Annotated in this window: 12 protein-coding genes and 1 tRNA gene; 5 read left to right on the top strand and 8 right to left on the bottom strand. The window is 68.4% G+C overall.

The features are described from left to right. Nucleotides 1-205: 205 nt before the first annotated feature. On the bottom strand, nucleotides 206-1,162 hold the full coding sequence (locus tag VFA06_RS05630; RefSeq protein WP_324839334.1) for an SGNH/GDSL hydrolase family protein: 957 nt from the start codon (nucleotides 1,160-1,162) through the stop codon (nucleotides 206-208). A gap of 195 nt (nucleotides 1,163-1,357) precedes the next feature. Between VFA06_RS05630 and VFA06_RS05635 the strand changes: the two genes are divergently transcribed. Continuing rightward, the gene (locus VFA06_RS05635) at nucleotides 1,358-2,671 is read left to right on the top strand and encodes a low temperature requirement protein A (RefSeq protein WP_324839335.1); all 1,314 of its coding nucleotides are present in this window, start codon (nucleotides 1,358-1,360) and stop codon (nucleotides 2,669-2,671) included. A gap of 56 nt (nucleotides 2,672-2,727) precedes the next feature. On the opposite strand, the gene VFA06_RS05640 is transcribed toward VFA06_RS05635, so the two are convergent. Further along, a complete protein-coding gene (locus tag VFA06_RS05640; RefSeq protein ID WP_324839336.1) occupies nucleotides 2,728-4,098 on the bottom strand; it encodes a cystathionine beta-synthase in 1,371 nt (456 codons plus the stop codon). Nucleotides 4,099-4,292: 194 nt separating this feature from the next. Between VFA06_RS05640 and VFA06_RS05645 the strand changes: the two genes are divergently transcribed. Further along, the gene (locus VFA06_RS05645; protein ID WP_324839337.1) at nucleotides 4,293-5,315 is read left to right on the top strand and encodes an SGNH/GDSL hydrolase family protein; all 1,023 of its coding nucleotides are present in this window, start codon (nucleotides 4,293-4,295) and stop codon (nucleotides 5,313-5,315) included. 154 nt (nucleotides 5,316-5,469) lie between these two features. After that, on the top strand, nucleotides 5,470-6,690 hold the full coding sequence (locus VFA06_RS05650) for an acetyl-CoA C-acetyltransferase (protein ID WP_324839338.1): 1,221 nt from the start codon (nucleotides 5,470-5,472) through the stop codon (nucleotides 6,688-6,690). A gap of 234 nt (nucleotides 6,691-6,924) precedes the next feature. Here VFA06_RS05650 and VFA06_RS05655 read toward each other — a convergent pair whose 3' ends face one another. After that, nucleotides 6,925-7,326 carry a hypothetical protein gene (locus VFA06_RS05655; RefSeq protein ID WP_324839339.1) on the bottom strand — a complete coding sequence of 134 codons (402 nt, stop codon included), beginning with the start codon at nucleotides 7,324-7,326 and terminating at the stop codon, nucleotides 6,925-6,927. A 430-nt stretch (nucleotides 7,327-7,756) separates the two neighbouring features. On the opposite strand from VFA06_RS05655, the gene VFA06_RS05660 reads away from it, so the two are divergent. Both VFA06_RS05660 and VFA06_RS05665 read left to right on the top strand, forming a co-directional pair. Continuing rightward, nucleotides 7,757-7,987: a DUF4287 domain-containing protein gene (locus VFA06_RS05660; protein WP_324839340.1), complete on the top strand. Its 231-nt coding sequence runs from the start codon at nucleotides 7,757-7,759 to the stop codon at nucleotides 7,985-7,987. A gap of 195 nt (nucleotides 7,988-8,182) precedes the next feature. Next, nucleotides 8,183-8,265, top strand: a tRNA-Leu gene (locus VFA06_RS05665). 126 nt (nucleotides 8,266-8,391) lie between these two features. On the opposite strand, the gene VFA06_RS05670 is transcribed toward VFA06_RS05665, so the two are convergent. The 5 genes from VFA06_RS05670 to VFA06_RS05685 form a co-directional block, all read right to left on the bottom strand. Then, on the bottom strand, nucleotides 8,392-9,732 hold the full coding sequence (locus tag VFA06_RS05670) for a tyrosine-type recombinase/integrase (protein WP_324839341.1): 1,341 nt from the start codon (nucleotides 9,730-9,732) through the stop codon (nucleotides 8,392-8,394). A gap of 26 nt (nucleotides 9,733-9,758) precedes the next feature. After that, complete coding sequence (locus VFA06_RS25830; protein ID WP_349260063.1) at nucleotides 9,759-9,974, bottom strand: helix-turn-helix domain-containing protein; 216 nt, start codon at nucleotides 9,972-9,974, stop codon at nucleotides 9,759-9,761. A gap of 112 nt (nucleotides 9,975-10,086) precedes the next feature. Continuing rightward, a complete protein-coding gene (locus tag VFA06_RS05675; protein ID WP_324839342.1) occupies nucleotides 10,087-10,614 on the bottom strand; it encodes a hypothetical protein in 528 nt (175 codons plus the stop codon). Between the two features lie 188 nt (nucleotides 10,615-10,802). After that, a complete protein-coding gene (locus tag VFA06_RS05680) occupies nucleotides 10,803-11,360 on the bottom strand; it encodes a hypothetical protein (RefSeq protein ID WP_324839343.1) in 558 nt (185 codons plus the stop codon). Continuing rightward, the coding region (locus tag VFA06_RS05685; RefSeq protein ID WP_414639833.1) for a DedA family protein at nucleotides 11,357-11,756 on the bottom strand (400 nt) is incomplete at its 5' end. The genes VFA06_RS05680 and VFA06_RS05685, both read right to left, overlap by 4 nt.

Consider the following 11,756-nt stretch of genomic DNA (forward strand, 5'->3'; position numbering starts at 1 on the left):
GACCAACCCTGACGACTTCGTCGGATTGGAACAACTTTTGACCATCGTGCCGGTGAGACGGCCGGTGGCCACACCCTGAAGTTCCACGGGCGCCTGCATCAGAGCCGCTGGCGGCATGATCTAGCCGGCAACCGTCCTCCACTATGGCATTGGCCCGGCCCCAGCTAGCCGCGGGACCGGGCCAATGCCTGCAGAGATGCGGCGGCTACCGCGGATCCACTATCGCCTCGAAGGTGTCCGCGATCTCCTCGTAGCCGGCCTTGTTGGCGTGGATGTTGGGCCCGACGGGTGCCGGCGCGCACATCCACGTCCACTGGCAGATCCGCGCGACGTTCAGCGGCACTTTGAGGCTCGGGGTGAGCTGGACGAGCGGGGTGAACTGCGTCGTCTTGAAGCGCGCCGAGACGTCGGCGACCTTGACGCCGAACGCTTGGTACACCGCGCCCAGGACTCCGTTCAGCTGCCCGCTCAGCTGCACCGAGGCGGTCGCCTCGGCCTGGCCGGCCGGGCCGCTGAGCCAGGCCGCGAGGAACGGGTCGTAGTAGTTCATCGCCACGAACTGCACGTGCCGCCCGGCCGCCGCCTTCAGCTTGCCGAGGATCTTCGGCAGGTCGGTGGCCGCGGTCTGCAGCCCGGCGACGACGCAAGAGGTGTCGATGCCGGACGCGGTCGTGCAGCCGTCCACGTTGTTGGCGCCGATGTCGATGGTGACCAGGACTCGCGCGTGCTTGTGCTGCGCGAGGAAGGACGCCGCGGCGTCCGTCTGGTCGCTGTAGCTGTGCGGGAACGGGCATCCGCCGTTCAGCATCGACGTGGTCGTCTCGCCGGGACAGCCGAGGTCGACGAAGCTCAGGTGCCGGTTGTCGTCGTGCAACGCCGCCGCGAGGTCCATGGCGTAGCCCTGGTTCGTCGGCAGGCTCTGGCCCTGCGCGTTGGGCTGCACGCCCGCTGCGAGCGAGTCGCCGAGCGCGAGGTAGTAGTCGAACTTCTCGTCGTGCCGGCCCCAGTCCCCGCCGCGGTGGGACGAGCTGTACGCGGCGCCGGCCGTCGCGGAGCTGATCGAGCTCCGGCCGACCGGACCCGTGCTGGCCGCGGCCGGTCCGCCGATGGCGACCGCGGCCGCGAGTATGCCGGTGAGCGTGATGAATCGCCGATGATCCACCCCTGCCCCCTCCTGAATCCTGCTGTGCGCCGGTTGGCGCGCATGTCAGCCGCAGGTTACTGACAAGTACGGAACGAGGGAATAGCCACCGATGCGTGCACGGACCCTTACCCACCGCTGTCGCACCGACTCCGCTTGCCGATGCCGCCCGATAACTCGCTGCCCAGCCGCTCGCCCATCGGTTAATCTGCGCAGGTGAGCGAGGTACGGCAGTCGCGGGGCAAGGCGCCGTCCGGTCAGCGGGCCGAGGCGCGCTTCGACGGTGGCATCGAGCCGCTGACGTCGCCGGACCCGCGTTCCTCCGCCTCCGCCTCCGGCTCCGCTTCCACCTCCACCCCCGTCTCCGCCAACCGCCCCTCCGCGATCATCAACCCGCACGGCCAGCGGGTCAGCTGGGCCGAGCTGTTCTTCGACCTCGTCTTCGTCTTCGCTGTGACGCAGGTGGCCTCGGCCGCGCAGAACGCCGCGTCGGCCGTCGCCGTCGGCCGGGCGCTGGTGCTGTTCGTCCCGTTCTGGTGGGCCTGGGTCGGCGTGTCAATCCTCTACAACGGTGTCGAGCTGACCTCGACCAAGCGGCACCTGAAGGTTTTCGCGCTCGGCCTCGGCGCGTTCATCATGTCGATCAGCGTTCCCGACGCGTACGGCCAACGCGGACCAGTCTTCGCGTTCGCCTACCTCGGGATCAGGGCCCTGCTCGCGTGGGCGATCCTGCGGCGCGGATTCTTCCACGATCGGGTCAACCCGTACCTGGTCTCTGCGATGATCAGCGCGCCACTCATCGTCATCGGTTCGTTCACGCCGCTACCGGCCCGCGCCTGGATCTGGCTGGCCGCCGCGCTGATCGAGCTGACCACGCCGACCCTGCTGCGCCGACGCCTCGACGACCTGCACTTCGACGCCTCGCATCTGCCGGAACGCTTCGGCCTCTTCGTCATCATCGCGCTCGGCGAGGTGTTGGTCGGCGTCGGCGTGCAGGAATCTCGGCAGGGCTTGAGCTGGAGCTCGTTGACCGCGCTGGTGCTCGCGTTCGTGCTGTGCTGCGCCCTGTGGTGGACCTACTTCCACTTCGCCGCTCCGGCTCTGGAGCACGCGCTGCGCGAGGCGCGGATGCAATCAGTGCTCGTACGCTCGGTGTTCAGCCACGGCCACCTCGCGATGGTCACCGGGCTGATCCTCATCGCCGCCGGGCTCGCCCAAGCTGTGCGCAGCCCGCTGCACCATCCGGCAGGCGTACACGCGTACTTTCTCGCCACCGGCACCGCGCTTTACGTGCTCTCCTTCTGCTACACGAGGGCCCGGATGTTCGGCGGCGTGGGCGTCGCCCGGCTGATTGGCGGGGTGCTGGCGGCGGCGCTAGCGAGCCTGAGTCCGTTCGCGCCCACCGTCGTCACTCTCGCCGCCCTCGTCGGCCTGCTGATCGCGCTCAACGCCTTCGAGGCATGGTGGGTCGCCATGAATCGCAGCGTGCTCATCGTCCGGACCGGACGCGGTGTGATCCCCGACGCCTGATCGCGCTTAGACCACCGGGGATCACGTCGCGCCTCTCCTATTCCGCTCCGCCTCGCCTAGCTTCCAGCCAGGAACGCCAGCAGGTCCTGCCGCGAGACGACCGTGCGTGGCTTGCCGTCGATCAGTACCACGGCGGCGTCCGCCTTCTCCAACGCCGACATCAGGGCGCTGATCGGCTCGCCGGAGCCGACCTGCGGCAGCGGCGCCGACTTGTGGTCCTCCAGCGGATCGCTCAGCTGCGCCTGCCCCTTGAACAGCGCCTCGAGCAGGTCCCGCTCCACGATCGAGCCGACGATCTCCGCCGCCATGACCGGCGGTTCCTCCTTGACCAGCGGCATCTGGCTCACGCCGTACTCGCGCAAGGTCTCGACCGCCTGGCCGACCGTCTCGTGCGGGTGCATGTGGACCAGATCCGGCAGCGTCTCGCCCTTCCGCGAGAGCACGTCGCCGACGGTCGCCTCCTGCGACGCGGGCGTCAGGAAGCCGTAGTCGGCCATCCAATCGTCGTTGAAGATCTTCGAAAGGTAGCCGCGCCCGGAGTCCGGCAGGATGACAACCACCACGTCGTCAGCCGTCAACCGCTGCGCGTACCGCAGCGCCGCGACCACAGCCATCCCGCAGGACCCTCCGACAAGCAGCCCCTCCTCACGGGCAAGCCGCCGCGTCATCTGAAACGAGTCCTTGTCGGAGACCGCGATGACCTCGTCCGTGACCGTCCGGTCGTAGCAGTCCGGCCAGAAGTCCTCGCCCACGCCCTCGACCAGGTACGGCCGGCCGCTTCCACCCGAGTAGACCGAGCCTTCCGGATCCGCTCCGATGATCTTGACTCGGCCGCCTGAAGCCTCCTTCAGGAAGCGACCCGTCCCGCTGATCGTGCCGCCGGTGCCGATACCCGCCACGAAGGCGCTGATCCGGCCGTTCGTCTGCTCCCAGATCTCCGGGCCGGTGAAGTGATAGTGCGAAAGCGGGTTGTTCGGATTGGAGTACTGGTCCGGCTTCCAGGCGTCCGGGATCTCGCGCACCAGCCGGTCAGAGACGTTGTAGTACGACTGCGGGTGCTCCGGCGCGACGGCGGTCGGGCAGACCACCACCTCGGCGCCGTACGCGCGCAGCACGTTGATCTTGTCCTGGGAGACCTTGTCCGGGCACACGAACACGCACCGGTACCCCTTGCGCTGCGCCACCATGGCCAGCCCGACGCCGGTGTTGCCACTGGTCGGCTCGACGATCGTGCCGCCCGCCTTTAGCTCGCCAGAAGCCTCGGCCGCTTCAATCATCCGCAGGGCGATCCGGTCCTTGACCGAGCCGCCGGGGTTCACGTACTCGATCTTGGCCAGGACGGTGGCGGCCAGACCGTGGGTGACCGAGTTCAGCTTGACCAGCGGTGTGTTGCCGACCAGGTCGATGACCGACTCGACGTAATGCATCGGGAGCCTTTCGACGGGAGCGCCTTGTGGGCGGTGATCAAAAGCCGGATTGTTGCCACCAGGTTAGGTGCACGCGAGCGAAAATCCGCCATCTGGACAGCGGTAGCCGGTACATTCCTATTCTGCGGCTTACTTGGATCTTCGCGACGGGGGAAGAACAGTAGGCGAGAGGCCAGAGGTAGGAGGCCACAGCGATGGCGGCGTTGAGCGCGAAACGGGTAGTAGCCGCGGCGGCAGTGGGTGGGGGCGGGCTCACCGTGCTGACCGGTGCGTCAATCGGCCTGGTGATGGCGGAGGCCAAGCTGGCCCGCCGGGCGATCGGGCAGGCAGTGGACGTTCCGCCGCGCGCGGACGGCCTGTTCGGTGCCCATCTGGTCGCACGCACCACCAGCATTGAGCCCGACGCGACATCCCTCTCCCCCACGATCACCTCAACGGCTCCTGCCTCCGACTCCAACCCCGCCCCCGCCTCCGCCCCCGCCTGCGCATCCTCCGACGCCACCACGCATTCCCCTTCTCCCACCTCCCCGACGTCCGCCTCCCTCACCTCCCCCTTCGACTCGCGCCCCCTGCGGTTCGCCGTACTCGGCGACTCGACTGCAGCCGGCTATGGCGTCGAACGCGCGGACCAGACGCCTGGCGCGCTGCTCGCCGCCGCCCTCGCCGCGCACGCGGGCCGGCCGCTGCTGCTGGCGAACGTCGCCCGCGTCGGTGCGTGTTCGGATCGGCTGTCCGAACAGGTCGACGCGCTGCTCGCCGATGGTCCGGAGCACGCGCCGCAGGTCGCCGCGATCATGATCGGCGCGAACGACGTGACCCACCGCCTGCCGCCCACCGAGGCCGCCGCGAACCTCGGCGAGGCCGTGCGGCGGCTGCGCGCGGTCGGCTGCCAGGTGGTCGTCGGCACCTGCCCCGACCTCGGCACGATCCGCCCGATCCAGGTCCCGCTGCGCTGGCTGGCGCGCCGCTGGAGCCGCCGCCTCGCCGCGCTGCAGGCCCGCGCCGTGCACGAAGCCGGCGGCCGCTCGGTCCCGCTCGGGGCGCTGCTCGGGCCCGAGTTCGCGGCGCGCGCCGAACTGTTCGGCCCGGATCGCTTCCACCCTTCCGCCGAGGGCTACGCGACGGCCGCCGCGGCCGTCCTCCCCGCGCTGGCCGCCGCGGTCTGGCAAATCACCCGCTCGGCCGCCGCCGAGTCGACGCCGGCGTCCGCTACCTAAGCCCTGCTCCGGGGCCACCCCGCAGACGCGTCCGCCGCGTCCTCCCCGGACGCCCTTACCCGCCAGTAACTTATCCGGTAGCGTCTTCCCCGATACGACACCGCAGTTGTGTCCCGCACGTCTGTGTTCCGCACGTCGCACGAAGGAGCTACCCATGCCCGAGGCAGTGATCGTCGCCACCGCGCGTACGCCGATCGGCCGCGCGTTCAAAGGCTCGCTGAAGGACGTGCGACCGGACGACCTCGCGGTGACCGCCGTGCGCGCCGCGCTGGACAAGGTCCCGCAGCTGGACCCGCACGACATCGACGACCTGATGCTCGGCTGCGGCCTGCCCGGCGGCGCCTCCGGCTTCAACATGGGCCGCGTCGTGTCGGTGCTGCTCGGCTATGACTTCCTGCCCGGCACCACCATCACCCGCTACTGCTCCTCCTCGCTCCAGACCACGCGGATGGCGCTGCACGCGATCCGCTCGGGCGAGGGCGACGTCTTCATCTCCGCCGGCGTCGAGTCGGTATCCAGCTTCGTGCTCGGCAACTCCGACTCCCTGCCGGACACCGAGAACCCGGTCTTCAACGACGCCAAGGCCCGCACCGTAGCCCGTGCCGAGGCCGGCGCGCCGACGTGGACAGACCCGCGCGAGGAGGGCGCCGTCCCGGACATCTACATCGCGATGGGCCAGACCGCCGAGAACCTGGCGCAGATCAAGGGAGTCACCCGGCGCGACCAAGACGAGTTCGGCGTGCGCTCGCAGAACCTCGCCGAGAAGGCGATCGCGGACGGCTTCTGGCAGCGTGAGATCGTCCCGGTCACGCTGCCCGACGGCACGGTCGTGGCGAAGGACGACGGTCCGCGTCCTGGAGTGACCATGGAGGGCGTCGAGGCGCTCAAGCCGGTCTTCCGCCCCGACGGCACGGTGACCGCGGGCAACTGCTGTCCGCTCAACGACGGCGCTGCGGCCGTGGTCATCATGAGCGACCGAAAGGCCAGCGAGCTGGGCCTCACCCCGCTGGCCCGCATCGTCTCCACCGGCCTGACCGCGCTCTCGCCGGAGATCATGGGCCTCGGCCCGGTCGAGGCCTCGAAGAAGGCGCTCGCCAAGGCGGGCATGACGATCAACGACATCGACCTGGTCGAGATCAACGAGGCGTTCGCGGCGCAGGTGATCCCGTCCTATCGCGATCTCGGCATCGACATCGACCGGCTGAACGTCAACGGCGGAGCCATCGCGGTCGGGCACCCCTTTGGAATGACCGGCGCGCGCATCACCACTACGCTCATCAACTCGCTTCAGTGGCACGACAAGCAGTTCGGCCTGGAGACGATGTGCGTCGGCGGCGGACAGGGCATGGCGCTCATCCTCGAACGCCTCTCTTGATCGTCACCTGAGCGGGGCCCAACGCCCCGCTCGCCGCTCACCGCTCAAAACGAGTGCGACCCGGCCGCGCGCCAGCTCACCACGCCCCCTCCCGGCCGGGTCTACCTCTCCCCCGACTCCCCCGCCCCGCACGCACCACCATCCAGCCTCCCCGCCGCCGGACGGCCCATCCGTGGGCCGCCATACAGCGCGCTAGACCTCCCGGCTCCCTCCGCTCCCCACCCCTCCCGGCTCCTAAATCAACTCCCGTAGTCCCCGCGCCGCCCGCAGCGCCTCCTCCAGCACCTCGCCTGCCGCGACCCGGGTGCCGTCCGCGGACCACACCGGCACGTCCAGATCGTCCAGCGCGCGCATCCCCGCGACCAGATCGTGCCCCGTCACCGCGATCTGGTCGCCGACGATGAAGTGCCCGTCGAAGGGCAGGTCCCGCCACTGCGGCACGCTCGCGAACGTGCGCTCCTCGACCCCTTGCCCCATAGCCGCGAGCAGCGCGGCGAACCGGTGCCCGGCCTGCGCGCGAGAACGTCCATCGGAAAGCAGCCCGAGGAGTTTCGACTGCGGCAGCGAGCGGTACGTAGCAGCAAAGAATGCAACCGCCTGAGTCAGCGGATCGGTGCGATGGCCGGTTTCGATCACCCATCCAGGCTAGGGGCTCCGCTCGCGAGCCTCCAGTTCGCCACCGTGCGCCATCCCCGGGTCGCAGTCAAGCAACCGGTCGTCCAACATCAGTCGACAATCGCGAGAAAAGAACTACACCCCCAGGGCTTGCCTGACCCTCCTACGTCAGGCAAAGTCAAAGTCACGGAGCGGTTACGCCACAGCCGTACAGCCAGACAGCCACCGTGAACTCGTGTAGCCGTCCTCCGTTCCAACCGAGGTCCCCGCAGTCACCGCCGGTCACGGCGAGGCGCACAGGCAGAGGAAAACTGAAGCCGGCGATGGGCCCGACCAACCGCCGGGCGCGTCCCAAGCAGACAGTGCACAGGCCAGGTTCATCCTCAGCCCGAGCCCCACCAGATCGGCCCGTCCACCCTCCAATTCAGTCGCACCGCCCGGGAGACGCCAAATGTCGCTGCACCACTCGGAACAGACCCACCGGAACCTGCTCGCCCGTCTGCCCGAAGTCACGGGCCGCGCCCTTACCGACTGGTTCCACGAGGTCGACGCCGGGCCGGCGCTTCTCCGCTTCGACGAGCGCGTGAACTGGCTGCGCGCCGAGTACAACATCTCGCACGGCTTCGCCACCGCGATCATCCACGAGCACGACGTCCGCCGCGCCAGCCGCGCCTTCGCGTAGCGCGGCGCAACGAGCGCAACAGCGTAAGGCCCAAGCGCAAACGCAGTTCCATCAGGCGAGCCAGGCGGGTACCCGCCGTGCGCCTTTTGCGCTCCGCCATGCACCAAGAACCGGGTCGGCCGGGTCGTCTCCTGATCAGAACAGACCTCGGACCACCGCCCCGAGCCGCTACGCTGTGCCCGTGCGCTATGCAGCGCCCGGATGGCGGAATGGCAGACGCAGGGAGCTTAAACCTCCCGGACCGTGAGGTCGTGCGGGTTCGACCCCCGCTCCGGGCACAGGTTCTCACCTGCGGCTAAAGACTCAATCACTAGAGACGGACGAGTCCAAGATCGACTCTAGTCTCACTTCTAGTCTCAATTACCGTTTCTTTGCCATTGCCGTCGATCAGGGTCGACGGCCCCTCAGAGTTCGCCCTCATCGGACTCGCCATCGTCGTCGGGAGCGTCCCAGAGCGCGCGAGCCATGCGCTCCGCAGCGTCCTTCGCGAGCCGACTCGTGACGTGCGTGTACCGCTTCGTTACCGCGAGCGTCGAGTGTCCAAGGATCTCTTGGACGACGCGGATATCTACTCCCTGCTCAAGCAGCAGGGTTGCCGCCGTATGGCGCGCGTCATGTAGACGCGCGTCTCGGACACCTGCCGCTTTGCATAGCCACTTCCAGGCCGCCCAGTCGTCGCGCGGTTCCATGGGCCGTCCGAGAGAGTTCGGAAAGCACAGGTCCCACTCGTCCCAGCTCTCCCCCGCCACTTCCTTGATCTTCTTCTGCTTTCGCCATTGCTCTTTCAGAAGCCTGATCAACGGTGCGGGAATGACGACTGTGCGCGCCTTGCGGCCCTTCGGCTCGCGGAACTCCCATTCGCCGCCGAGCCGTTTCGGGCACTGCTGCGCATGCAATCGGCAGTCTGGCCGGCAAGACACCGGACAGCGCTTCTTGTGCCGATCACAGGGCACGTTGCAAGGTGCACGGTGGAATCGTGCGCCGCACGCATGCGGGTCGTCACAGCCGTGTTGGTAACGCGCCCTCTTGAGCTGAAAGACGCGCACCGTGCCTGCCTTGAGGTCGATGCAGCCCCAGCGCATGCCGAGTGCTTCGCACTGTCGCAGTCCCAACGCGAGCGCCACCGACCAGCGCGCGCCGTTTGGCATGACAGACGCGAGGTCGAGAATCGCGCGAGCCTCCGCGGCCGTCAGTGGCTCGATTTCCTTGTCTCTGTGCTGCGGCGCGTCGACGAGCGTCGCGACGTTCCGCGCGACGACCTCTCGCCGCATTGCCATCTTCAGAGCGCGAGATAGGAGCTGATGTATCATCAGCACCGTCTTCGTGGACAAACCCTGCTGCGAGAGCCGCAGATAGAACTTGTCCAGGTGTTCCGGTCGAAGCCGGTCGACCCGGTGCTTCCCGAGTCCGGGAATGATCCACCGCTCGACCTTCGGGCGATAGATCTCGTCCACGGTCGTCTGCTGCGCTGTACGCGGCGCGATGGTGTCGAGCCAAGTGCGCATCCACTCGGCCACGGTCGGCACGTGTCGGTCCGCCTTCTTGACCGCTCCGGCGTCGCGCGCCCTTTCGAGCTTCCCAACCGCGTCGACGACGCGTTGCCGGTCTTTGTACATGACGTGTCGACGATCTTCCGAGCCGTCGTCCTTGACTCCCATGACGACCCGGCCGTGCCAGTACCCGTCCTTAGCGAAGTAGATCGATGAGCGGCCGTTGCCTTGCCGTGTCTCTCCGAGTTTGGTCATCTATCCCTCCTTTCAAGATCGGAAGTTCATGCCGCCGGGCGCGTGGCTCGCGCCCGGAGTCTGTCGATGTAGGTCCGCAAGGCATCGGCGGGGATCTTGCGGCTGCGGCCAATGTGGATGGATTCGATCTCGCCTGAGTCAAGGAGTTCATAGAGTTTCGTCCTGCTGATACGTAAGGCTGTTGCTGCTTCCGGGATCGTGTAGACAAGCGGCTCGTGGTGACTGGTGTTTGTTGCTGGCACCTCCTTTCGATCTTTGGTCGGTCGTCCGCGCGAACGTCCGTCCGTCGTCCGTCCGCGCGTTGTACTGCGCAGACGCGCGCGAGGTGACGGACGTCCGCGCGGACGCGGACGATTACGCCGCCGGCCGCTCGCGGTGCGGGTCGGTGGCTCGCCAGCGGCCTCGTGAGACCTGCTCGGCGCGTACTGCGGCGGCGTGGCTCTGGAGTCGGTCGTAGATCCATGTGCGGCCCATTCCGGTGGTCATCATGAGTTCGGGTACGGATACGCCCGTGTCGGGCACGGTACGGAGCGCTGCCCAGAGCGCGGCATCAGGGTCGGCCGAGTCGTCGACTATCTCGGCGTCCACGACCTCGCCGAGGACGTCCTCGGCGTCGTCGTGCGCCGCGCCGAGTGCTGCGGCGGACAGGTCGTCGAGTGCGGGTCTGATCGGTGCCCAGCGGGCCGCTTCGGCGCGTACGTCCTCGTCCGTGACGAGGTAGGCACGGGCTCGGCGCGGTCGGTCGTGTCCTTCGGCGCAGAGCAGGAACTTGCCGGGCGCATCCAGCGTGTGCGCCGACCAGCCGGCGGCGAGCATGTCTTGACCGAGAATCAGGTCCACATCGCGCCGCTCGCGCACCCGCAGGCACACTCGGACGTCCATCTGGGAGCGCACCGCGCCACGGGCCATAGCTGTTCGCGCTGGAAAACCACCAGCCAGCGCCCGTCACGCTGCCGATGGTTACGGGACACATCCGAGAGTTAGCAGCGATGCTGAGCGGCACGCACCGCGCGCCGCTGCGACGCCGCCTAACCATCGCTGGCGGGCAGTCCGCAGCTCTCGCCGGTTGGCTAGCAGGTTCCGGCGTGGCCGGAGAGGGTGATCGCGAGAACCGTGCCGAGAGCAAGCGCGCCAACGACGAGCACGCGGCGCGCCGCCGCTCCGGGCACTCGGACGCCGGCGCGACCCAGCAGGTCGGCGGCGGCCAGGCTCACGGACTCCAGGAAGTGCGGGACGACGTGGCACACGAGGGCCACAAGCCACAGGTAGAAGGTCACCTTGTGCACGTTGAGCGCGAGGGTGTGCACGGAGTGCGGGCCGTTGTAGCAAAGGATGCCGCTGCCGATGAGCGCGACCGTGAGCACGACGATGATCGGGCCGAGGACACGCAGGAACGTACGCGGGGCGCCGCGTCGGCGGTAGTCCGGGTCGCCGAGGTAGTACCGGGACATGCGCCAGCCGGTGCTGCCGACCTTGACGAGTACCGGCGGGGCGAGCAGGTAGCCAATGACGACGTGCGCGGTGAGCACGTTGCGCACACCGAGGACCTCGGTGACGATTTCGGCGGCGAACAACAGGAGCAGCACCACGCCGGAGAGCGCGGTGAGACGGGAGTTGCCTTCGGTCACGGCGCACCGACCAGGTCAGCCGGGGTGGTGGTGGGGGCGGCGGCGGACGCGGACTGTCCGCGGTCGTCGGGGTAGATCGCGTCGGCACGCTCTTCCAGGCCACGCATCCGGCGCTTGACCACGAAGCCGACCGCCACAGAGAGGGCTACGGTGGCCCCTATGCCGACGTATGTCAGTGCGCTGCCCATGCTGCGCGCCGCGCTGCCGAGGCCGTAGGCGCCGAAGCCGACCAGCAGCGCCCACACCAGCCCGCCGGCGGCGTTCGCGACGAGGAATCTCGACCGGCGCATCTGGACCAGACCGGCGAGGAATGCCGCGTAGGTGCGCAGTCCGGTGATGAATCTGCCGTAGAAGACGATCTTCCCGCCGTGCCGGTCGAACAGGTAGCGGCCGACC

The organism is Actinocrinis sp., from assembly GCF_035653575.1.
In the GTDB taxonomy this organism is placed as follows: domain Bacteria; phylum Actinomycetota; class Actinomycetes; order Streptomycetales; family Catenulisporaceae; genus Actinocrinis.